At 33.7% G+C, this 24,695-nt stretch carries 21 protein-coding genes; 19 read left to right on the forward strand and 2 right to left on the reverse strand.

Annotation, left to right across the window (positions count from 1 at the left end; all coding sequences use genetic code 11):
• Positions 1-227 precede the first annotated feature (227 nt).
• From Q0050_RS02150 to Q0050_RS02240, 19 genes are all read left to right on the forward strand, one after another.
• A complete protein-coding gene (locus tag Q0050_RS02150; protein ID WP_298392213.1) occupies positions 228-860 on the forward strand; it encodes a hypothetical protein in 633 nt (210 codons plus the stop codon).
• A 194-nt stretch (positions 861-1,054) separates the two neighbouring features.
• Positions 1,055-2,551: a hypothetical protein gene (locus Q0050_RS02155; RefSeq protein ID WP_298392215.1), complete on the forward strand. Its 1,497-nt coding sequence runs from the start codon at positions 1,055-1,057 to the stop codon at positions 2,549-2,551.
• Between the two features lie 1,890 nt (positions 2,552-4,441).
• Entirely contained in the window at positions 4,442-5,008 is a 567-nt protein-coding gene (locus Q0050_RS02160; RefSeq protein WP_298392217.1) for a hypothetical protein, read from the forward strand.
• Between the two features lie 184 nt (positions 5,009-5,192).
• On the forward strand, positions 5,193-5,999 hold the full coding sequence (locus Q0050_RS02165) for a hypothetical protein (RefSeq protein ID WP_298392219.1): 807 nt from the start codon (positions 5,193-5,195) through the stop codon (positions 5,997-5,999).
• Positions 6,000-6,213: 214 nt separating this feature from the next.
• Complete coding sequence (locus Q0050_RS02170; RefSeq protein ID WP_298392220.1) at positions 6,214-7,065, forward strand: DUF4328 domain-containing protein; 852 nt, start codon at positions 6,214-6,216, stop codon at positions 7,063-7,065.
• A 157-nt stretch (positions 7,066-7,222) separates the two neighbouring features.
• Positions 7,223-7,411 carry an AAA family ATPase gene (locus Q0050_RS02175; RefSeq protein WP_298392222.1) on the forward strand — a complete coding sequence of 63 codons (189 nt, stop codon included), beginning with the start codon at positions 7,223-7,225 and terminating at the stop codon, positions 7,409-7,411.
• Between the two features lie 435 nt (positions 7,412-7,846).
• Positions 7,847-10,942 carry a BPTD_3080 family restriction endonuclease gene (locus Q0050_RS02180; protein ID WP_298392223.1) on the forward strand — a complete coding sequence of 1,032 codons (3,096 nt, stop codon included), beginning with the start codon at positions 7,847-7,849 and terminating at the stop codon, positions 10,940-10,942.
• Position 10,943: 1 nt separating this feature from the next.
• Entirely contained in the window at positions 10,944-12,644 is a 1,701-nt protein-coding gene (locus Q0050_RS02185; RefSeq protein ID WP_298392225.1) for a DUF262 domain-containing HNH endonuclease family protein, read from the forward strand.
• A 2-nt stretch (positions 12,645-12,646) separates the two neighbouring features.
• Positions 12,647-12,946: a hypothetical protein gene (locus Q0050_RS02190; RefSeq protein WP_298392226.1), complete on the forward strand. Its 300-nt coding sequence runs from the start codon at positions 12,647-12,649 to the stop codon at positions 12,944-12,946.
• A gap of 52 nt (positions 12,947-12,998) precedes the next feature.
• Positions 12,999-15,557: a DNA methyltransferase gene (locus Q0050_RS02195; protein WP_298392229.1), complete on the forward strand. Its 2,559-nt coding sequence runs from the start codon at positions 12,999-13,001 to the stop codon at positions 15,555-15,557.
• Between the two features lie 11 nt (positions 15,558-15,568).
• Positions 15,569-15,889 carry a hypothetical protein gene (locus Q0050_RS02200; RefSeq protein ID WP_298392230.1) on the forward strand — a complete coding sequence of 107 codons (321 nt, stop codon included), beginning with the start codon at positions 15,569-15,571 and terminating at the stop codon, positions 15,887-15,889.
• A gap of 34 nt (positions 15,890-15,923) precedes the next feature.
• On the forward strand, positions 15,924-17,261 hold the full coding sequence (locus Q0050_RS02205; RefSeq protein ID WP_298392232.1) for an AAA family ATPase: 1,338 nt from the start codon (positions 15,924-15,926) through the stop codon (positions 17,259-17,261).
• Complete coding sequence (locus tag Q0050_RS02210; protein ID WP_298392234.1) at positions 17,245-17,919, forward strand: hypothetical protein; 675 nt, start codon at positions 17,245-17,247, stop codon at positions 17,917-17,919. The genes Q0050_RS02205 and Q0050_RS02210 overlap by 17 nt, the downstream gene beginning before the upstream one ends.
• A 3-nt stretch (positions 17,920-17,922) precedes the next feature.
• On the forward strand, positions 17,923-18,339 hold the full coding sequence (locus Q0050_RS02215; protein ID WP_298392236.1) for a DUF6530 family protein: 417 nt from the start codon (positions 17,923-17,925) through the stop codon (positions 18,337-18,339).
• Positions 18,340-18,744: 405 nt separating this feature from the next.
• Positions 18,745-19,095, forward strand: a complete 351-nt coding sequence (locus tag Q0050_RS02220; RefSeq protein ID WP_298392238.1) for a hypothetical protein — start codon at positions 18,745-18,747, stop codon at positions 19,093-19,095.
• Between the two features lie 226 nt (positions 19,096-19,321).
• Positions 19,322-19,819: a hypothetical protein gene (locus Q0050_RS02225; RefSeq protein WP_298392240.1), complete on the forward strand. Its 498-nt coding sequence runs from the start codon at positions 19,322-19,324 to the stop codon at positions 19,817-19,819.
• Positions 19,820-20,058: 239 nt separating this feature from the next.
• Entirely contained in the window at positions 20,059-20,349 is a 291-nt protein-coding gene (locus Q0050_RS02230) for a GIY-YIG nuclease family protein (RefSeq protein ID WP_298392242.1), read from the forward strand.
• Positions 20,350-21,040: 691 nt separating this feature from the next.
• The gene (locus Q0050_RS02235; RefSeq protein WP_298392244.1) at positions 21,041-21,802 is read left to right on the forward strand and encodes a S1/P1 nuclease; all 762 of its coding nucleotides are present in this window, start codon (positions 21,041-21,043) and stop codon (positions 21,800-21,802) included.
• 122 nt (positions 21,803-21,924) lie between these two features.
• Positions 21,925-22,290 (forward strand): DUF4157 domain-containing protein, encoded by a 366-nt coding sequence (locus Q0050_RS02240; RefSeq protein WP_298392247.1) that lies wholly within the window; start codon positions 21,925-21,927, stop codon positions 22,288-22,290.
• A 408-nt stretch (positions 22,291-22,698) separates the two neighbouring features.
• Here the strand turns inward: Q0050_RS02240 and Q0050_RS02245 are convergent, their stop codons facing one another.
• Both Q0050_RS02245 and Q0050_RS02250 read right to left on the reverse strand, forming a co-directional pair.
• The gene (locus Q0050_RS02245) at positions 22,699-22,995 is read right to left on the reverse strand and encodes a hypothetical protein (RefSeq protein WP_298392249.1); all 297 of its coding nucleotides are present in this window, start codon (positions 22,993-22,995) and stop codon (positions 22,699-22,701) included.
• Between the two features lie 579 nt (positions 22,996-23,574).
• Positions 23,575-24,618 (reverse strand): NAD(P)-dependent alcohol dehydrogenase, encoded by a 1,044-nt coding sequence (locus Q0050_RS02250; protein ID WP_298392251.1) that lies wholly within the window; start codon positions 24,616-24,618, stop codon positions 23,575-23,577.
• Between the last annotated feature and the right edge of the window lie 77 nt (positions 24,619-24,695).

Consider the following 24,695-nt stretch of genomic DNA (forward strand, 5'->3'; position numbering starts at 1 on the left):
AGACTATTTGCCTCTATTTAGGTAAGTTGTGTTTGAGTTCGGCAATTTTGACAAGTGCTCCTTATCTAGCGCTATACCTTTGTTTCATAATAATTTTAAATATTTAAATCATGGCAAAGTTAAAAAGCTTGATTAAGGTTGAAGGGACATTAGATGACCTTACCTTCTACAAAGGAACTGATGGTTTCTTTGTGCGCGCCAAAGGTGGTGTTAGTAGAAATCGAATTTTGAACGACCCAGCGTTTGCTCGTACGAGAGAAAACGGGACGGAGTTTGGCAGTATTGCGAATTCGGGAAAATTGTTGCGTTCTGCATTAGGACCAATGTTGTTTAAAGCGAAAGACAGTAAACTGACGAGTAGGCTTGTGAAGGTTATGGGACAGATTAAGAATCTGGACAGTGTTAGTGTGCGTGGTGCACGAAATGTTGCTGTTGGTTTGTCAAACAGTATGGCTGTACCAATGTTGGAGGGCTTTGATTTTAATGCTCGTGCCACTATGGGAAGTGTATTGAATGCTGCCATCGCTGTAGATGTTGTGACCGGTGTTTTAAGTCTATCTAGTTTTGATCCTTTGCAACAAGTGCGTTCGGCTGATGGTGCTACGCATTTTAGTTTGCAGGCAGGCTTTTTAAAGTTAGATTTTGCAACGGAAGCATTTGAGTTGACTCAAAGTGAGGAAGTCATTTATCCGCTTGTGCCTGGTGTTATTACTCCTGTATTGACTCCAAGTGCGGTGCCAACCCTTTCGGGAACCGGTTTTCACGTCTTGCTTATTGAGTTTTTTCAAGAGATCAATGGCGTGAAGTATTTGTTGAACAATGGTGCTTTTAATGTCTTAAACTTAGTTAAAATGAGTTAGATTTGATTATTAGTGTTCGTAATCACAGTACCGCTTGGTGGTTGGTATTTCTCTTCTGATGTACCAATCCACCCAATTTAAAACGCTCGGCCTGAAAAGGTTGGGCGTTTTATTTTTGAAAAATCCCCATTTGTAGGGATGTTTATTTTTGAAAATACTATTTGATTTGTAGTATTAACCAACAAATTAAAATTATGAAAACAAAATTATTATTAATACTACTATGGAGCCCTTTTCTATATTCTCAAATCAATATAAATAATCCAGTCAGCAATAATGCATTTAATAAATCCATCATCAATGATATAAACTTTATGATTTTGGGAGATAACAACATTAAACAAGGGGTTTCTTATGAATTAAAAGATAAAGACACGCAATTATCTTTAAACGGAAAACTTTATAGTAATTCAAATTTTATAATGACTCTGGATGGGCAATTCACTGTCACTGATGGAGTTTATCTTTTTGATGCAAAAGATGGAAGTAGAAAAGGTACTTTGAGTTTAAATTTTTTTGTGCCTGGTTTCAAAAAGTTCAATCCAAAAGGTTACCCATCAAAAACGTATCCGACAACTCAAAGAACAATGATGAAAAATTATGAATACTTGAATAAAGTTAATGATAGTGTTTTTAAAAATGTTATTGATTTGCATATTATTATGCAATTATTTCAAATACCAACTTCTATTATTGAATTTACAAATTCTACTACTATAAATGGTGTTACATTTCCATTAGATATTTCATCTTCTGCAATTTTAACAAGCTATGAAGCTAGCAATAGTATATCGATTCAAAAAATGATTGCTAAATATTTACCTTCAACATCAACATTAATTGGAGCCAATTTAATAGCAACCAAATCTAATATCTCAACAGATTTAGGCAATGTTACAAAAACCAAAACATTTAATTTTGCTAACACTAATCCTATTGTTTCTGTTACAACCCTTAGCGAACTAAATATTGATGCATTAATAAAAGATTACGAAAAAGCCTATAACCGCCTCACTAATTTTTCAGAAGAAAGAAATGATATTGAGATTAAATACTTTAAAGAGAATTGGACCTACATTAGTACGAATTATTTTGGTTTTTCACCTTACTATGAAAGACAAGGATTTGATATATATTCAAATCCCTCAATTTCAACAACGAGTTTTAGTGACAATTTTAAAGAAACTCGTGGTGATTTATTTGGAGTAAAAGCAAGCTATAATTATGTTTACTTAACTAAAAAGAAATCATACTTTATAGGAAGAGGCATTGCTACATTTGGAAGAGACTCAAACTTTAATGACTATAGTAAAAAAGATTATGAATACACTAATAACATTGGTACTGTAAATGGCAATACAATTGTTAGTACCGATAAAAAAACCGCCTATCAAAATAAAAATAATGAAGAGTATTCCTATGGATTACTTCAAAAATATGGAATTGAATTATATGCTTCGTTGAACACATTAGGGGTTTATACTAAAATTGGTTATACTAAAAATGATATTTTAAATGTTTCTGAATCTTATCCTTTTGAAACTGGTTTATTATTTAATTTGAAATCTGAAAAGAAGAATATAGTATCAATTTTATTATTTGTTAATAGAAATAATTTAAAAATTCATCCTGATGATGATATGAATTTCGGTTTAAAAATTGGATTACCAATAAATTTACCTAGAAGCTAACTAATTAATAAAGAATAATTTATTGTTAAAAAGAATATTTATTTCCAAATTACAGAAAACCGTAAAATAGATCATTTTGCGGTTTTTATATTTGAAGACTATTCTTAGCCATCAGGGAACCAAAGTATTCTTGCTCAAATAAATTATTTTTGAGACGTTTGACAAATCCAAACGAACAAAGCTTCTTGGTTTACAAACTACTTCTAACATTGTGCGTTATTAACAAAAATAACAGCTATAGTTTTTTTTAGTAGAAATGGAACAGATGCTGAAAACTGAATACTGGCTCTACTGAAAACTAACCACTGGCTCTACCGCATCAAAGTTCTCGATACATTTTTTTAAAATAGCTCAGTCGCGATTTTAAAAAAACACTCGAAGTGACGTTTGCTGTAAATAGACGAATTTTCTCTTTTACAATTATGATTTTACAAGTCCTAAAGGCACTAAAACTCTACTTTCCTCTGCCGTCACTTCGAGTGATTTTGTGGAACGAAGTGGAGCAAAATTGTATCGAGAACCGATGAAATAATGACTTCTGTAGTTCTAAGTTCTCGATAATTTTTTTTAAATTAGCTCAGTCGCGATTTTAAAAAAACACTCGAAGTGACGTTTGCTGTAAATAGACGAATTTTCTCTTTTACAATTATGATTTTACAAGTCCTAAAGGCACTAAAACTCTACTATCCTCTACCGTCACTTTGAGTGATTTTCTGGAACGAAGTGGAGCAAAATTGTATCGAGAAGCTATACAATAATGACATCGCCACACATATAATAATTTGCGAATTTGTAGTTAACTTTCAAAATATGTTTTTAAGGATTCTTCTTTTTTGGTGCAGTGGCCGAAGGATGAGGTGGAGTTTCTTTGGTTAGTTACTTGTGGGATGTTTCCTTCGTCAACATGACAAAGTTGGGGTGAAGTTTCGTGGGTTAGCTTCTAGTGGGATGTTTCCTTCGTCAACATGACAAAGACTGAACACTGACAACTAGCTCCACTGCTCCAAAGTTCTCGATACATTTTTTTAAAATAGCTCAGTCGTTATTCTAAAAAAACACTCGAAGTGACGTTGGCTGTAGATTGACGAATTTTCTATTTTACAACTATGATTTTACAAGTCCTAATTGCATTAAAACTTTACTTTCCTCTGCCGTCACTTCGATTGATTTTGTGGAACGAAGTGGAGTAAAATTGTATCGAGAAGCTATACAATAATGACTTCTGTAGTTCTAAGTTCTCGATAATTTTTTTTAAAATAGCTCAGTCGCGATTTTAAAAAAACACTCGAAGTGACGTTTGCTGTAAATAGACGAATTTTCTCTTTTACAATTATGATTTTACAAGTCCTAAAGGCACTAAAACTTTACTTTCCTCTACCGTTACTTTGAGTGATTAAGTAGAACGAAGTGGAGCAAAATTGTTTCGAGAAGCTATGGAAAAATGACATCGCTTCACTTATAATAATTTGCGAATTTGCGGTAAACTTTCAAAATATGTTTTTAAGAATTCTTCTTCTTTGGTGGAGTAGCCGAAGGATGAGGACGAGTTTCTTTGGTTAGTTTCTAGTGGGATGTTTCCTTCGTCAACATGACAAAGTTGGGGTGGAGTTTCTTTGGTTAGTTTCTGGTGGGATGTTTCCTTCGTCAACATGACAAAAAAATGTTGTTTCTGGTGGGATGTTTCCTTCGTAAACATGATAAAGACTGTATACTGACTTCACCGAAAAATGAAAACCAACCACTACCACCACTAAAAACCAAACTATTTAAAAACCAAGTAAAAATCCCCATTCATAGGGATGCACATTTGAAAAAATACTTGTTAATTTGTAATACAAACCAGTAAGCCGAAAAGGGAGTATAGAGTAGGCAAATCCAAAAATAATAATCATGAGAGTACGTTTAGAACTAAATCAGCTAAAAATTGACCGTCCTAAAAAAAGATGGAAAGTATATTTTGTTGTGGTGGCGGAACACCCAAATGACCCAGAAAAAATGGTTTTATCAACGGTGCCTGTCGATACAGTCAAGATAGTACCTAGCCAAAATAACGAGGTGAACTTTGATGATGAAACACCAAATAGCGAAGGACTCTTACTTTTGAGAAGAACCCTACCAGCAACCAAAGAATTAAATGTACATTTCTATGTACGCCACTCTAGATCCAGCGTTCGAAGCGTGGGTGAAGTACTAAGAGACATTCAAGAGGAAATCGGCGAAGATGCAATGGGAACCATTTCAGATATTCTAGGTACCACTAACCCTTGGCTAATCATTGCCAAAGCGGCACTGCCATTAATTGGTAAAGTTTTAACCAAAGTACCCGACCGCGATATGGGTTTCATTTCAATGTTTGAACGATTTGGAAAAGAATTTGAAGAAGATGGTAATATCGACCGACAAAAAACAGGAGGTTTCTCAACAGTAGTGTATACTTGGGCCATTGATGAAGATTAAAACAAACTTTTCAAATGTCAACTATGATGCAATCTTTCAATTGTAAATGGTACTACAAGAAAACGATTGCTAGAAACCATAGTAGAAAAAGCATCTTCGATTTAAACTATTAATTATATAGCAAAAGGAATCGGAAACGATAAAAAGGAAAAACAAAGTATCATTAAAAATAATCTTTACCAAAATGACCTCACCCAACACCCACACCAATCCTGGAAACCAAAACCGTGTTATCTCCTACCACAAAATACGCCGTGCCGTGGGACTCATCGGAATGCTCCTACCCTTTAGCCTTTGGTTGTTGAATACCATCATCAACGAATCGGGTATTTTATATAATACATTTTGGATTACTTTTACTAAAACCTACCAACCCAATGGCAACTTAAAAGATTCCATTAGTCATTTTTATTATGCTACTGTTGGCGAACTGTTTACTGGTGCTTTGTGTGCTGTGGCCTTGTTTTTGTTTTGCTACCGTGGGTACAGCAAACCCACATCGGGCAAGTACCATTACGTTCCAGGTGATAATTTTATGTGCAATTTTGCCGCTATTATGGCACTTTTGGTTGTGATATTCCCAACGAGCTCTGAGCCTATTAGTGATAACTTTCGGGCTTTTGTTAGCAGTAAAAACACAGGTTATATTCACTATGTTGCGGCAGTTTTGTTCTTTCTAACGTTGGCCATCATCTCCTTTGTGAACTTCCGACGTACTAAAGACCCTAAAAAGTTTGGTAAAATGCAATCGCATCCCATCTATAAAACTTGTGCCTTGATTATGGTCGCTTGTATGGTGCTGTTGCTAGTGATTTTTGTCATTAGCTCTAAAGACAAAAGCATCACTTGGCCCGACGATTACAATGTTACCTATTGGCTAGAAACGGTAATGCTACTAGCTTTCGGTGTTTCGTGGGTGGTGAAAGGCGAAATAGACCAACAGGTAATGGACAAAAACTATTTTGGCAATGGTATTGAAGAAAAAGCCTAATACGTTAAATGAATTACTTTAGTGTGCTAAGCATAGCAAACGAAGTACTTTAAGAGGATTATAAACTTTTTTTACCCAAATGTGGAAAACCGTAATATACATCATTTTGCGGTTTTTATATTTGAAGGCGATTAGTAACCAAAATGGAATCTAAGTATTCTTGCTCAAACAAATAATTTTTGATACGTTTGACAAAACCAAACCAATAGACTTTATGACCAACGAACAACTAGAACAATGCAAGACTTGTTTGCATAGAAAAAAAGGAACTTTCGAGGCCGATGAAATATGCTCCATTACTGACTTTACTCCTACTGACGGTGAGGCTTGTCCGAAATATGTATTGAAGCCTGTACCTGCTTTACTTAGTACAAACAAACTGGAAGCTTTAAAACCCAACGCCAACAGAGCCAAATATGTTATGATTGCTATTCTAGTAGTAATGTTTTTAGACCTGATTACGGCGATTTCAGAATATTTTCAATACAACCTTTTGCTGGACTTAAAAGACGGTATTTATGTTTCCGACGAAATGATTACAAACAACGATTTGCGGAAACAAGTTATAGCTATTTTCTACACCATAGCTTTTATAACGAGTGCGGTATTTTTTATTATGTGGTTTCGCAGAGCCTATTACAACCTAAGTATTCGTACTGAAAACACGTATTACGGAGAAGGTTGGGCTGCCGGAAGTTGGTTTTTACCTATCATCAGTTTGTTTCGACCGTACCAAATAATGAAGGAACTCGATGAAGACACCAGCGAATTGCTTAGCAAAGCTACCAAACAAGAAGTGGACACCAACTCGTTCATCATTGGCACGTGGTGGACGCTCTGGATTCTAATCAATTATTTTGGGCAAACCCTTATTAAAAGACTATTGCAAGGCGAAAGCATCAACGACTTTATCAATCTAACCGTACTCGACATGGTAAACAGTTGTTTGGGAATTCCTTTAGCCTTGATTACGTATTTTATGATTAAAAACTACGCCAACAAAGAAGCGGCACTAGTTACCGAAGAAAACCGAAAACCAGAAACGCCTACCGAAACCGCTTTTTAAATAGGTTTCAAAAACTATTTTTATCAAAATGCGGAAAACCGTAAAATAGATCGTTTGGCGGTTTTTATATTTGTACGAAATCACGTAAAACTACCTGTAAATTAATTGGGAAATTGGTTTATTTTTGGTAGATTTGAATTTTACATTAAAATTTAAGATGAAAAAAATTGGCTTTCAAAATTTCCGACGATTTCAAAACCTTCCAACGCTAGAATTAGGAAAGGTTTCAATTATGGATGGTAGAAACAATTCTGGAAAATCTTCTTTGGTTAAAGCACTGCTTTTACAAGTAGATTATCTACAAAATCAACAGTTTGATGAGTTTTTATTTCTATTACATCATTAGAATATACAAACATTCTTATATTTTGGAGAAAATTAAACAATAAGCTAAATGGAATTGAAAGACATAAAATCGTTTTTGAATTAGAAGTAGATACATTTATGTTTTCAATCTTATTCTCAATTTAATAAAATAGTGAATATACCAACTCTAGCGTTTAAAAATTATTTATAACTGATAATCTTTCTAATATAATTTTTGACAGTAAATATTTGAAAGAAACCATTAGTGTTTCAAAATTTAATCAATCATTAGTTACTAAATCAGATGCTTTAGTTAATGTGATGAATGAATCTAAGGAACTAGGACAAGAAATTCAAAAGCCTGATTTTTTAAAAAATCTACTCGTGAAAGTTTAACATTGTCAGGAACTTTCGAAATGTTTTGATAAAAATTTAAAAACAAATAATAAGTTTGGAGAATTACAATAAAAAATATATGAACAACAATCCAATTCTAAATAGTCCCTACGACGAACCAAAATTACATTACAACACCAATTCGAAAGGAGAATTGGACTATGAAGATGTTAAGGAAGGAAGAAGAATATTTGTACCAGATATGGGTGGTGCAATTCCAACAAAACAAGGTCCTCAGAAAGATATTTTTGAAGTCAACGATTTTAAAGAGGATTATGGAACTCATTTAGTTAATTTGATTAGAAATAATGTGGCTAAATGGAGAGAAGAAAATTATCCTAATACAACTCGTGTTACAAGAGAATTATTACTTTTTTGGTTTAATAATTCTGAAAGGCATGCTGTGAAGAAATTGTTTTTTGCTCAACGCGAAGCAATAGAAACAGCTATTTGGCTTAATGAAGTAGCTGAAAAATCAAATGCTGGACAAAATATAATAAATAAAATAAAGAATACTCAAAAAGACATTAGTAATGATGTTTACCAACAATTACCTCGAATAGCTTTTAAAATGGCTACAGGTTCAGGTAAAACAGTTGTCATGGGAGCTTTAATTTTGTATCATTACTTTAATCGACAAGAATACCGACAAGATACTCGATTTGCAGATTATTTTCTGATTGTAGCGCCAGGAGTTACTATTAAAGACCGTTTAGGTGTTTTATTTGTTGACAAAAAATCAACCAATAAAAATGAACGTTCCGATTATTATGCAGCGAGAGATTTAGTACCTAAAAATCTTGAACCTCAACTAGCAAATTTAAATTCTAAACTAATTATTACTAATTACCATGCCTTTGAACAAAGACAATTACAAGGTAATAAGAAAAGTATTTATGATGGAAAAGTTAAAAGTGAAGATGAGAAGATTGCAGAAATACAAAGCCAATCTAAAGAAGATTACAATCAAGTTGTACGACGGGTTTTAGGTAAGTTTAAAACTGGAAGCCGATTATTGATACTTAATGATGAAGCGCATCACTGTTATTTACCTAAACAAAAAGGAAAAACAAAAGATACTGAAGGTGATGAGAATGCGAAAGCTGCTGTTTGGTTTACTGGTTTGACAGAATTCGCAAAGAAATTTAAAATAACAGCCGTTTATGATTTATCGGCAACACCTTATTATTTACAAGGTTCGGGTTATGATGCGTACAGCTTATTTGGTTGGGTAGTTTCTGATTTTGGATTGATTGAAGCTATTGAATCTGGATTAGTAAAAATCCCTTTTTTGCCTGAAAGTGATAATACACAGGAATTAACAATGCCTATTTTGCGTAATCTTTACGAACATGTTAAAGATGATTTACCTAAAAAAGGGCAACGAACCGCTAAAAAAGAAGCCAAAGAAGAAGGTAAAAAGCTAACTGAAGAACCTCCTAAATTGCCTCCTCTAGTTAAAGGAGCTTTAGACCAATTCTATAATCATTACAAAGAGTATTCAGATAATATGAGAGCTAAAGGTGAAGAAAAATCAAATCTTTTCTCTCGTCCTCCTGTATTTATTGCAGTTTGTAACAATACTTCGGTTTCCAAAGAATTGTATAAATTCATTGCAGGTTATGAAACCGAAGATGAAAAAGGAACTACTCAAACCGTAACTGGTCATTATGATTTGTTTTCGAATTATGATGAAATGGGTAGATTAAAAAAGAAATCTCCTACCTTAATCATAGATTCAGAAGCTTTAGATGATGGTGGACAAATAAGTGATGATTTTAAGAAAATATTTGATTCTGAAATTGAAGAATTCAAAAGAGATTATGCTCGTTTACACGGACAAGGTGCTGCTTCTAAAATAACTGATGCAGAAATTCTTCGTGAAGTGGTAAACACCGTTGGTGAACCCGGCAAATTGGGCGGGCATATTCGTTGTGTTGTTTCTGTTTCTATGTTAACTGAAGGATGGGATGCTAATACAGTAACTCACATTATGGGATTACGTGCTTTTGGTTCACAATTACTTTGTGAGCAAGTGGCTGGTCGTGCCTTACGTAGAATGAATTATTTTCTACAAGGCTATGACAAAGAAGGTAATCCAACAGACGATAAACGTAAAATTGTTATCGAAAAATTCCCGCCTGAATATGCGCATATTATCGGAGTGCCATTTAAATTTTTTAAAGGCGGTGTGGCATCACCTGTTGACCCACCAGAATATACTCACGTAAAAGCAATTCCAGAGAGACAAAAAGCACACGAAATTGAATTCCCAAATATAGAGGGTTATAGAGTAGAATATGATGAAGACAATATTCAATATGATTTTACCGATATAGAAAACTATGAAATAGACGGTTCAAAATTTCCAACAATTACTAAGATGGCAACTGCCTTTTCTGGTGATGAAGAATTTTTAGAAATTAGCCAAGTACTAGAAAAAAGAGAAAATGAAATTATCTTTTTACTAACAAAAGAATTATTAAAATATCATTTTTCAAATGATGAGCACGAACCTCAATTTCAAAAGTTTAACAGGCTTAAAGAAATTGTCACCTATTGGTATAAAAACAAAGTTTTATTGCTAAATATGCAAGATGACAATTATAAAAAACTGTTGTACTTTCAATCGCCAAAAACTATTGTAGACCATATAAGACGAGGTATTAACACACATATAAATACCTCAGAGTATATCAAACCCGTATTTAATTATTACAACAAATTTGGTAGTACTAAATATGTTGGTGGCAATACATCTAAAGACGTTTACCCAACCCATAAAAGTCATGTCAATTTTGTTGTGATGGATTCTGATTGGGAAGGTGTTTGTGCCAAAACCTTAGAAGAATTAGACGAAGTAGATACTTATGTAAAAAACCAATTTTTAGGCTTTGTCATTCCCTATGTTAAAGATGGCAAAGACAGAATGTACTATACTGATTTTATCGCTCGTGTAAAACGTAAAGATGGTTCTATGGCAAACCTAATGATTGAAATAACAGGAATGAACAAAGATAAAGAGGAGAAAAAATGGTTTGTTGAAAACCGCTGGCTTCCGGCTGTAAATGCCGTAAGAGAAAAATATGATTATGACGAATGGTTTTTTATTGAAATTGCCAATGACGTTAGAAATATTAAAAATCAATTAATCGATAAAATAAAATCAATATAATATGGGATTTACACCAAGTATACCGCAAACATTAAGAAGCCTTTTTCACGGAAACAGATTTGTTATTCCAGATTATCAAAGAAAATACAGTTGGGGATTTGAAGAACGAAAAGATTTATGGGATGATGTAATCGAAAATCTTGAGCTAAAACATTTTATCGGAACACTATGTTTCATGAAAGACGATGAGGCTGGTGATATTGAAAATGAAGTATATCAAATTATAGATGGACAACAAAGAGTTACAACCTTATTCATTTTAATGAACTGTCTTATAGAAGCATTAGATGATGAAACAAAAAGAAAACCATATACAAGAATGTTTATTGGTAATGAAGAAACTCCAAAATTGATACCTTTGGGAGAGGATGCTGATTTTATCAATAAACTAATATTTAAATTCGATACCATTTTTGTAGATGAGATTTCAGTTAGAAGTCAACGTCATCTTTACAACGCTAAAATAGAATTCAAAAATAAAATTGAAGGAAAATCACAAGAGTTTATTGTACAAGTGATTGAATACATTACCAATAAAATTGATGTACTTATTTTTGATGTTGAAGACCATTCACAAGCAGTAAAAATGTTTACAGTAATAAATGACAGAGGTTTACAATTAAACAATCTTGATAAAACAAAAAGTTCATTAATGTTTTATTCAACATTATATCTTGAAGAAAAATTAAATGATGACATCAACAAAAAATTTGGTAAAATATTTGATTATTTAGATAATGTAATCATCAAAAAAGATGATTTGGGTATTCTTTCTACAATTGATGTAACAGATTTTGAAAATACATTTTATACCCATCATTATTACTCGTCAAAAATGTTGTATGATAATTGGGATTACCAATTAGGAGCAAACAGTATTTACAAAAGAATTAAAGATGGATGTGAAAGTTTTAAACATGATACAGAAAAACTATATCAATTTATAGATAACTACATTACCGATTTTGAAAGCTTTGCAAAAAGTTATTCTGAATTATTCAATAAAATTGAACAAGATGTTACCTATCAACAATATTTTCGATACTTGCAATTTACAGCTACAATGTTTCCTCTTTTGATTAGATTATTTGAACAAGAAAAACTAGAACCATTATTCAAAATACTCGAAACAGTTGAAGTAAGAATCTATAAACTAAAAAATACCAACCCTAGGTCTAACATCTATAGAATGGCTTCAGATGTAAATCAGTATAAATTTTCAGTTGATGAAATCAAAGGATTTTTAATTGGATTTACAGAAACTTTTTTAAATGATTATTTATTAGAAGAATATTTAGCATACGGTGTTGATAATAAACAAGCGTTGGTGAAATATATATTATGTGAATACAACAAAACCAAAAACAATCAACAATTAACTATTGAAAAATATTCCGATTTACAAATTGAACATATTTTTAGTAGAGGATTAGAAACAGGTATTAAATTGTATGGTTTTGGCAGAAAAGAAACTTATGATTTAGAAATTTCATTGTTAGGAAATTTAACTATTTTAGAAAGCAAAGTAAATGTAAGTGCAAGAAATGCTCATCCTAGAGATAAGGAAGAACACTACAATAAGTCATCTGTTAAAATTAATCATTTATTAGCAGGTAGTATGAACGATTTTGACAGGGAAAAAATGAAAGAACGAAACTCTAATTTAATTGAGTTTGTAAAAACAAGATTTTCAATTGAGTAAATATGTTTACACATAGTAGTTTAAAATGGTCACAATGGAAACCAATGCCACAACCAGAAAGTTGCAGAGCAATTGATGCACCTATTGGCCCTGGAATATATCAAATTAAAACTTCAAATACGAATCAGTTTATACTTTTTGGTATTGGGGTTCAATGTCAAAAAAGAATGAAATCATTATATCCTAAACCTTATGGTGTAGGTACAAGAAACAATAGTGACAAAAGAGATTTTATATTAAAACATTGGAAAAGTCTTGAATATAGAACATTGTCAACGGCTACACGTGAAGAAGCAAAATAAATTGAAAATCAATTAAAAGCATTAAAAATACACCTATTTAATACATGAAAATATGTCCAAAAAAATAGACTCAATAAAACACAATTCCACACGAGCTCATATCCCTTCTAAAGAAGAAGCCGGATATGAAAACGCCAATGAAAAAGTTAGCCAAGGCAAAGACGTTTTAGAATTACCTAAAAACCCTGTCATTCACCGTGGACAAGACCCTGAACTGTTTTGGATGAACAAATACGGCAATGATGACCGTGAAAATGTGTTAAAAGTAGACATACGTTCACTTTATCGCCACGAACACATTGCTCCTGAGCAATTAATTAAAGGACTCTACAAAACCGTTGTAGAAAAAAGAGACGAAAACCAATTGGACATGTTCTCTACTAACGAACTGTTTGGCAATGCTTTGGAACGCGACGAACTAGACAAGGTAAGCGAATACTACAAACACTCTGATGGTTGGAGTAACCGTTTGATACAAGGCGACAGCCATTTAGTAATGGCAAGTTTATTGGAACGTGAAGGAATGGCAGGACAAGTACAGACTATTTATATGGATCCTCCTTATGGGATTAATTATGGTTCAAATTGGCAAATAAAATTAAATAATAGAACGGTAAAAGATAATGATGAAAATTTATCGGGTGAGCCAGAAATGGTTAAGGCTTTTAGAGACACTTGGGAATTAGGTATTCATTCGTATCTTTCTTATTTAAGAGATCGTTTATTAATAGCAAAAGAATTATTAAACGAAAACGGCTCTTGTTTTGTGCAAATTTCAACACAGAATTCTCATTTGGTTAGGAATCTAATGGATGAAGTTTTTGGAAGTGAAAACTTTATGAACCAAATTTCTTATCAAACTAAAATTCCACTTGGTTCCAAATATCTTTCTTCTTTAGGAGATGTGATAATTTGGTATTCAAAAAATAAGGAAACTGTAAAATATCGACAATTATACAACGAACGAAAATTAGAAGAGGAATTTTACAATTTAATTGAAATGCCGGATGGAACAATTGAACGATTTAATCCTCTAAAAGATTTTGATAAATTGAAATTAGGGAAGCCATTTAGAATATTAGATTTAGTAAGTTCGGGAAGCACTGCAACTTGCATTTATGAGTTTGAGTTTCAAGGAGAATTAATTCCAAAACCAAAGAAAGGGAAAAGTTGGAAGACCACCAGAAATGGAATGGAAATGTTGATAAAAAAAAATCGCCTTATTAAGTATGGTAAAGCTTTTGGGTATAAATTATATTTAGATGATTATCCTGTTAGGGTTCTTGATGATGTTTGGAAAGACACTGTAAATTCTTTTATAGAAAGAAAATATGTTGTTCAAACAAATCCATTACCTGTTCAACGTTGTATTGTAATGACATCAGATCCAGGTGATTTAGTCATTGATCCAACGTGTGGTAGCGGAACGACAGCATTAGTTTGTGAACAATGGGGTCGTCGATGGATAACTATTGATACATCGAGGATAGCTCTAAATATTGCTAAACAGAATTTAATGACAAGACTCTATCCATACTATAAAATGTATGACGAGAATGGTAAAGACATAAGACAAGGTTTAATTTACAAAACTGTTCCCCATATCACATTGGGATCAATTGCTAATAATGAACCAAGTGAACAAGAAATCTTGTATGATCAACCATTGGAAGAAAAAGATAAACTTAGAGTTTCAGGTCCATTTACTGTTGAAACACTTCAAAACTTTGAGCCAGTTAGTCCTGAAAGTTTAGATGATGGCAGTCAAAAAACAGAAGACAATGGTAGTTTTGAAGAGCGCATTTTTGAGCATTTAAAATCGGCTGGTGTTCGTAATGGTATTAAAGATGAGCAGGCAGTTTTTATACGTGTAGAACGTTTAGCCGATTCGTATTTGCATGCTGAAGGGTTTTACTTAGATGCACAAGGTAATGAGAAAAAAGCTTATTTCCATATTGGTCCAAAATTTGGAACGGTAGCCAAGCAATCGGTAAACGAAGCAGTAAAATCATGTCGTCAACGTGGCGATGCCGATTGGTTAATTGTATTAGGATTTAGTTTTGAAAGCGATATTGCTAACCAAAACGTAACAATGTCAGTAGGTTCGTTTGAGGTTTCAAAAGTACGTATGCACGATGATTTAATGCAAGACGGCTTATTGAAAAAAGATAAAAAAGCTGCATCATTCGTAACTATCGGAGAACCAGATGTACAATTAAACAAAAAAGGAAACCAAGCCACAGTTGAAATATGTGGTTTGGATATTTACGACCCAATCAAAGATGTTGTAAAAGCTCGTAACGTGGAAGACATTGCCTACTGGATGGTAGATGATGATTATGATGGCAGTAACTTCGTGGTAAAACAAGTGTATTTCTGCGGCGGTAACAAAGACGAATTCAAAAAATGGCGTAAAGGTTTAGACGATTTGGCTAAAGAAAAAACCAAGAAAAACGTTGAACGCACTTTAAAAATAGAAATCGATGACGAAGCTTTCGATAGATTATATGGCTTCGAAAGTCATCCATTTGAAGTAAAACAAGGTCAAAAGATTGCGGTTAGAGTTATCAGTCAATTTGGAGAAGAGAGTACAAAAGTTTTGAGTATTTAAATTTATTATTTATGGAATTAGAACATATTTTACAAGCTATACAAGATATTGAAAATGGTTTGGTAAATTATAATAATGGACAAACATATTGTTTTTTGTTTGATAACAAATGGTATCCTATTCATGCAACAATAAATAGAGCAAAGCTTGTAGCTAATATTAATGCTGAGTATAATCTTCATCGTTGTGTATCTGAATTACATAACCTATTGGATGTTGTTATTATAAATCAAATTGAAATTGATAATAATAATTTAGTTCATATAGGAACTGAGCAAAAATTTGAATTAATTACAAATTTAGCAGATAAAATAAAAGAGTTATCAAAATAATTAATTTGTAAATTAGTCATCTAAAAAGATAGAAATGAAAGTAGATAGAATAGAAATAAGAAATTATAAAGGTTTTGAAAGTTGTGATGTTGATTTTCATCCTAATATGAATGTATTCATTGGAAGTAATGCTTCAGGTAAGACTACTTTGTTATCAGCAATTTTGAAATCAGTAAGTCAATTTAGTTTTAGAGTTACTAATGTTTATAATGAAAACTTACAACTTGGAAATAACGATGTAAATTATAATGAAAATTACGCATCCATAAACTCATTTATTTCCAACTTCAAAGATGTTGGAGTTAATTTTAATTCATTTGTTAACATTGGTGCAGGTAATGAACTTAAAAAACCTCAAACTATTGAAATGCATTTTAATAAAATCATCCACGATTTCAAAAATAAAATTGGAATATCTCCAATAACAATTCCAATTATAAAATTCTATCCAGCAAACAGAGGTTCAATAACATATACTGAAGTACATAATTTTAATAATTTTAAAATATCTCAATTAGAAGCATGGTCAAATATTTATCAAGATACTCTTTCCTACAGCAAATTTTTCCACTGGTTTTTTGAAAATGAAACTGCAGAATTAAGATTGCAAAGAGATTCTAATGATTTTAAAATTCAAAGTCCAGATTTAAGAGATATTCGAAAAGCATTGGAACTTGCTTTTGAAGAATTAGGTTATGGTAGTTATTCTTTATTATCAAAACAAATAAAAAGAGCTGGTAATGCTAAGCTATTGCCTGCGCTTTTTTTAAAAAATAAAAAAACTAATAAGGAAGAAAGTTTAGATAATAAATCAGATGGTGAAAAAGCAATTATTACATTAATTGCTGATATTGCATATAATTTATCAATTGCAAAAGATTTTGTAAGCGATGATGATTTTCTAAAGTCACCAGGTATTGTAATGATTGATGAAATAGAAACTCATTTACATCCAAAATGGCAGAGAGAAATTCTACCAATATTGATTAAAATATTTCCCAATATTCAATTTTTTGTAGCTACTCATTCTCCTCAAGTTGTTGCTTCAGTTTCAAGTGAATGTGTATTTATTTGTGATAATTTTAAAGTGGACGGAGTTCATTTAAAAACATTAGGAGAAGATACTAATTCCCTATTAAAATATATTTTTGAAGCTACTGATAGACCAAAGGAATATGTAAAATTAATTGAACAAATTGACATCTTTATAGAACAGAATAAATCACCTGAGGAGATAAAAAAAGTAATTCATGCAATTGAATTAAAATATAATCAAGAAGACAAAGCTTCTGGATTAAGTAATTTGATTGATGATCTAAACATAAGATTAGCGGCTTACGAATTTGATAGAGATTATGAGAAGAATAATTAAATTAGCACCACCTACAAGCCTATTAACTTATATTGGTAAACGAAATCCAGAAGACCCTGCATATCTTCCTACTTATGATGGTTTAGATACAAAGGAAATAGATGATTTAAAAACTGCCTTATTAAATGAGCAAGGTTGGGTTTGTGGATATTGTATGCAAAAAATCAATAAAGATAATATGTCTATTGAACATCATTGTGAACAAACCATCTGCAATGGAGAAAATGGAACAACCGACAGAACTTTAGATTATACAAATATGCTAGCTGTTTGCTCTGGAAAAAGAGCGAAAGAGTTACATTGTGATACTAAAAAATCTCAATTTAATGAAGCTTCTGGTTTACCTATGAGAATTTCTCCATTGATTGAAGCACACATGTCAACAATATCATATACGACGACAGGTTATGTGAAATCTTCGAATACTGCGGTTTATGATAATGAAATAAATAGATTCTTAAATTTAAACACTCCTTATTTGAGAGAATTAAGAGGTCGTAAGTTTAGAGAAATATTTAAAATTTCAAAATCCTCAACCGGTACAACTAATTTTGATAAAATGAGAAGGATTTTAGAAAAAGATTTACAAATCGGAAATAATAAATTTTCAAATAATTTTCCTGGTTTATCAGAATACTTGTTAAATAGATATTGTTAATTCATGAAAGTACCGAAACACTTATCTCATAAGCCAATTATTTCAGTAAATGATTATGATAAAATTGACGCACAATATGCTAACAAGTCCGATGCAAAAGCATTATCCATTGGTCAAGCACAATATGATAAGGATGAAATATCTTTAAAAATTTGGAGACATACAGGTGAAAAATGGAGTCGAGAAAGTGAAGAAATGCCTTTGCATAGAAGTATTGATTTGAATATTCTCTTGATAGGTGCTTTATTAACAGATGTTGATGCTAATTATGCAATGACAAGTTTTAGAGAAGAAATAATAGAGCCAAGTAGAGTTAAAGAAATTCAAGATTATTACAAAAGCCATGAAAAGTTTTTAAGACCAAGATTAGCTGAGTTAAAAAGTATGTTGGATAATTTCTTTGATAAGGAGAAAATTTAAATTATTATAATATGAATATTGATTTGGTTTTATCTGATTCCTCCTTAGTCGGAATAACAAAACTGAAAATAAAAAAGTAGAATTATAAAAAAGTTCTTTGGAGTACTACTGCTCTTTATTAGTCTGGTTATTGTTGTTTTGGGTATGTACGGAATGGGCAACACTAACAATGAATGCAAAAGTCAAAAAACTTTATGTGATTATCTAAATGCATTTAGTAAAGTAAATGTAATATAAAAGTTATCTGAATAAAGCACCTCACCTTACTCCTATGTAGAAGGTACGTATAAAATACTGTTTATGCATAGAACGAAAAAAAAGGCCACTACCTATACTTTTTTAATTCCTGTGAAAACTAACTGACAACATTACAATGTAAAAATCGAACAATCTAAAAATCCAACTATGAAACACCTCACTTTACTCCTATTTTTACTAATTACGCCTTTGGTAAAAGCGCAAGACGTTACGCTTGACAATATCGCAACGTTTGAAGACAAGACCGTTACCCTATGCGAAACCGTTACGGGCACGTATCAAACCAAGAGCGAAAACAAAGTACTTTATTTGAATTTTGGCGCAGCTTTTCCTAACAATGCCTTTACGGTGGTGGTCTTTCAAAAAGATTTCAAAAACTTTAGTTACGACCTATTGACTTTGAAAAATAAAAAAATATGCGTTACTGGTAAAGTGGTGATTTATAAAGGAAAACCGCAGATTATTATTAGTAAAGAAGCTGATGTTGTGATTCCATAATTTCGATCGAATATAAAATCAAGGATAAAGCCAAAAGGTAAATTGTCGAGTATCGCAATTCAAATAGTAGCACAAGTAAAACGCATTGATCGTGATACCAAAACCAATAGATCAAAGCATAAAACTAAATCCAAAACAGCACAATAATGGATAAACTCCCTAATCTAAAGTTAGGGAGTTTATTATTATAAAAAGTGTAAATTTGTTTTAAACATAATCTGAAACTATGGCACTAGACAAAAGTAGAGCAATACCCATTTATCAAAAAGCAGAATTGATTTTTAAATTGGTTCAAAGCTTAGTAGCATCTTTACCAGAAGAGGACGACTATATACAAGACACTAAGCATTTAATGTTGGAAGATGCTATGATAATCACAGCAAAAATAGCAGGTGCTGAAGGAGGTAACCTGTATTCTATCAGAATGCAAAATGCTGCAATCATTCGCGATCACGCAATGCATTTGTATGTGCAAGTAGGCAGTTTGCGTTTCCACAAAAAGTACAAAGATTTAGAATATGTAACCCTAATCCGCAGTGAAATTGACGCCTTTAGACTATTATTTATCGAATGGGTTAAAAGTTTTGATACCACCAATTATTATTGGGACGAATGGGAGTTATTTAATCCACCAGGTGCAGTGCGTCCCGAAGAAAATTTATTTAATGACTCCGATAATGATTTTGACATCAATGATTATCTAGATTTTGACGAAGACGAATAAATTTAATTCGCGGATTATTAACTTCGAGAGCATTACATAACGTTGGCTTCGAGAGGCATTGCTTAAGGTTGACTTGGAGTAACCTCAGCCAACGGAGATGTTTAAATTAAGGAAGGTTTCACGCGGTGGCTGAAATTTTACATTGAGGTTTTACATTGAGGCTCTCGAAATGCTCTCGAAATGCTCTCGCGGTGGCTGAGGCTCTCGAAGCCCTGCGTGTTATATTAAAATATATTTTTATGAAAGGTTATATGTACATTCTACTTTGTTCTGATGGTAGTTATTATACTGGAAGTACAAATGATTTAAAACGAAGATTGGAGGAACATCAAAATGGTCAAGGTGCCAATCACACAAAGAAGCGTAGGCCGGTATCGCTGTTGTATTATGAGGAATTCCAGCGTATTGATGAGGCTTTTTATCGTGAGAAACAAGTCCAAGGTTGGACTCGAAAAAAGAAAGAAGCTTTAATCGAGGGTAATCTTGATTTGTTACCTGAATTAGCAAAGGCCTACAGGGATTTGCCTTAGAGTGTTGCCAATTATACTTGTCGTTGGTTTTTTGCGGTATTGGTTAACGTTGATTTCTAGTGGCATTACGTAACGTTGGCTTCGAGAGCATTTCGAGAACCTCAATGTAAAACCTCAGTCAACGGAGAATTTCAAGTTTTAAAAAACCCCAAGCGAAGCGCCATCCCACAAAACAAATAAATCCGTGCCAATCAGTTCAATCTGCTCAATCTGTGTCCCAAAACCCCAAGCGAAGCGTCTTTGCGCCTTTGCGTTAAAAAACCCCAAGCGAAGCGCCTAACCCACAAAACAAATAAAAAACCAAGCGAAGCGCCATCCCACAAAACAAATAAATCCGTGCCAATCAGTTCAATCTGCTCAATCTGTGTTCCAAAACCCCAAGCGAAGCGCCTTACCCACAAAACAAATAAAACCCCCAAGCGAAGCGCCATCTCACAAAACAAATAAATCCGTGCCAATCAGTTCAATCTGCTCAATCTGTGTCCCAAAACCCCAAGCGAAGCGCCTTAGCGCCTTAGCGTTAAAAACCCCCAAGCGAAGCGCCATCCCACAAAACAAGTAAAACCCCCAAGCGAAGCGCTTTTACATTAAAACCCCAAGCGAAGCCCCAACCCACATTTAACGCCATTTAACACTTTCCAAATCCATATTCCCGTACTTTTGTAAAAAATAAACCTCAACAATTGCAAAAATGAAAAAATACCTCATTACATTATGGATTACCACTGCCCTATTCACCTCTACAAAAAGCCTCGCTTGGAGCGAAAAAGGACACGCACTCGTGGCCGAAGTAGCCTTCAACTACCTTGATCCAACCACACGCAAAGTACTTATAGAATACTTAGACGGAATGACAATACAAGATGCTGCCAACTGGATGGACAAAATAAAAAGCGATAAAAGCTACGACCACCTCAAAAAACTACACTACATCAACGCCGAAAGAGGACAAAAAATAACAGCTAACAATGACGACAACATCATCGGTGCACTCACAAAAACCATCGAGGAACTCAAAAACTACAAAACCCTTACCAAAGAAGAAATCAAAATCAAACTTTGCATTCTCTTTCATTTAGTAGGCGATTTACACCAACCCTTACACGTAGGCTACGGCGATGATAAAGGCGGAAACGACTACCAAATAAACTTTTACGGTCGCGGTACCAACCTACACTCCTTTTTTGACTCCGGAATTATTGAGTACAAAAACCTAACGTTACCGCAATGCTTAAAAGCCAAAACCTACACCAAAGAAGAACAAGCACAAATCGCACAAATTGACGTCGTAGAATGGGCCAACCAATCACGCAGCTTCCTACCAGCAATCTACAAAACCAACGGCGCCAAAATAAATGACTCTTATGTCGACCAAAACTTCATCGTAATCAAAGAACAAATCCAAACAGCAGGAATCCGCCTGGCAGCAGTCCTAAAAGAAGTTTTTAAATAAAACCACATAGCACGGATTTGCAATCCGCACATTACGAGATAGCACGGATTTGCAATCCGTGCTTTACCTTCAATCCGTGCTTTACCTCCAATCCGTGCTTTACCGACAAAAACCTGTAAAAAATGAAATCAAAAGCCACCAAATCAACTAACAAAAACAGCAGCGTAAAAGAAAAAAGTGCATTGGATGAAAGTAATAGTGGCTCGTTCCCACAAGTAGCACAACTACAAACTAAAAAAAACTCCAAAGAACAGACCAACAAGAACGGTTTACCAGATCAATTACAATCAGGCGTAGCAAACCTTTCAGGAATGGATATGAAAGACGTAAAAGTACACTACAACGCCGACCAACCAGCACAACTGCAAGCCCAAGCCTACGCACAAGGAACCGACATAACCAGCCAACCAGAGCAAAAGAAACACCTACCAAACGAAGAATGGCACATCGTACAACAAAAACAAGGAAAAATAAAGCCAACCAAGTAGAAAAAAACAATCCTAGTAACTTACCTAAAATCCTCTCAACCCCGAGAGTCGTGCCTTTGTGGTTAATCCTTCAGCGAAGTACTATTGCACAATACAAATAAATCCGTAAAATTCCGTGTTGCGAAGCCTTTGTTAAATCTGCGTTCCAAAACCGCACTTGAAGTTGCTTTTTATACAACAACTAATAAAACTGCTTTGGGAGTATTTGTAGAACATTTCTTGAGCATAACGTATCGTTGACTTCGAGTGCATTTCTGGAGCATTTCTGGAACATTTCGAGGATCTCAATTTAAAAACCTCAATTAACTAATACCTGTTACCAGCAAAAAACCTCAACCATCAGAGACAATGCCCTCGAAAGGAGGCTACTGATGGTTGAGGTTCTTGAAACCAATGCTTTCAGAACTGTTATTCTGGTTTTACAGAAGGCTGTTTGGCATTCGCTCTAGCTTGTTTTCTCGCCATACGCTTAGCTCTTTTTTTAGCCACCTTCTCGTCGTGAAGTTTCTTCGCTTCAATTCTCGCAGTGCGTTCAACATAAACTTGAGTTTCTGGTTGTGGCTCCTGCTCTAGTCTATCTTGAATGCTTTCTTGAAAATCATTTAATTGTTCCTCTTGTGCCGTAGATGCTGTGATTCCTGCTAAAAGTAACACAGCTAAAAGTGCTTTTTTCATATATATAAAATTTGATTTGTAAGCGGTCATATACCTGTCTGCCGACAGGCAGGTGGTATCGCCTTTTTATTTATTGGTGTTTATCTCACAATCGATTTTATTTTTCATCGGAGTTCGATGATTTTTCAATTGCTTGCGCAAAATTGTTGTTAATGGCGATTTCATAATCGTAAGTTTTAATGAATTATTGCTTTTAACAAAGTTACCTCCTAATCCTGTTAAAGAATTATAAGATTATCCCAAATGTTTGCAAAATTTAAAGATTTGGAGGGTTATTAAGATGTTTATTATAAAATTAAGTTCTCGCGATGGCTGAGGTTACTCGAAGCCCTGCTTGTGGAGAGTTTTTTTTGAAAGAAATTTGCATAACATTGACTTCGAGAGCATTGCATAACGTTGACTTCGAGAACCTCAGTCAACGAAAAACATTTTAAAACGACCTTAGAAAACAAAAACGTTATTAGTAAAGCAGAACACAATTAGCTCCACGAATGTCACATTGAGCCTGTCGAAATGCTCTCGAAGCCACCATTTAAAATGTTTGCTAAAAAAAGACCCCACTGCAACTTGAGCAATGAGGTCTTCTTTACTAGCGTTAAAATTTAAAGCTTACAGTGTAGCGATATCAATCACAAATCGGTAACGCACATCACCCTTTACCATTCGTTCGAAGGCAGCATCTATATCTTTTATATCTATAAGTTCAATATCAGATACAATATTGTGTTCCGCACAATAATCCAACATTTCTTGAGTTTCTGGCAAACCGCCGATCAAGGAACCAGCCAAACTTCTTCTTCCGCCTATCAAACTAAAAGCGTGCAATTGGTATGGTGTTGGTGGTACGCCTACGCAAATATGTACGCCATTAACACGCAACAATGAAAGGTAAGCATTCAAATCGTGCGGCGCTGAAACGGTATCTAATATGAAATCAAAATAACCAGCCACTGCTTTCATTTGTTCGGCGTCTTTAGTAACCACAAACTTATGAGCTCCTAATTTCTTAGCATCAGCTTCTTTTTCTGGAGACGTACTCAATACGGTTACTTCAGCTCCAAAAGAAACACCGAACTTAACTGCCATGTGGCCTAATCCACCCAAACCTAATACAGCCAATTTGTGGCCTTTACCCACTTTCCAGTGACGTAATGGTGAATAGGTTGTGATTCCGGCACACAATAAAGGTGCAACGGCATCCAAAGGCAACTTATCAGAAATGTGCAATACAAAGTCTTCGTGTACTACTATCGTTTTAGAATAACCTCCATAAGTAGGCGTTTTTCCGTCTTGCTCCAAACTGTTGTACGTACCTGTCATCCCATTCGAACAAAATTGCTCCAGACCTTCTTGGCAATTCTCACAAGTTCTGCAAGAATCCACCAAACAACCAGTTCCGGCAAGATCACCCACTTTAAATTTCTTAACGTGACTACCTACTTTTACTACCTTACCTACTATCTCGTGACCAGGTACCATTGGAAAAATCCCTTCGCCCCAATCATTTTTTATTTGATGTAAATCACTGTGGCACACACCACAATAGTGAATATCAAATTGCACATCGTGTGGTCCTACTTCGCGTCGTTCAAAATCCCAAGGCGCTAAATCAGATTTAGAATCTTGTGCCGCATATCCTTTAGTTGCTGTCATAATTTATTTTTTGTTAAAAATAGTCATAAATGATTGGGTTTCTAACCTAAGTGATTGTTAAATAAAAGCTAATTTAC

The sequence above is a fragment of the Flavobacterium sp. genome (assembly GCF_027483985.1).
Classification (GTDB): Bacteria; Bacteroidota; Bacteroidia; order Flavobacteriales; family Flavobacteriaceae; genus Flavobacterium.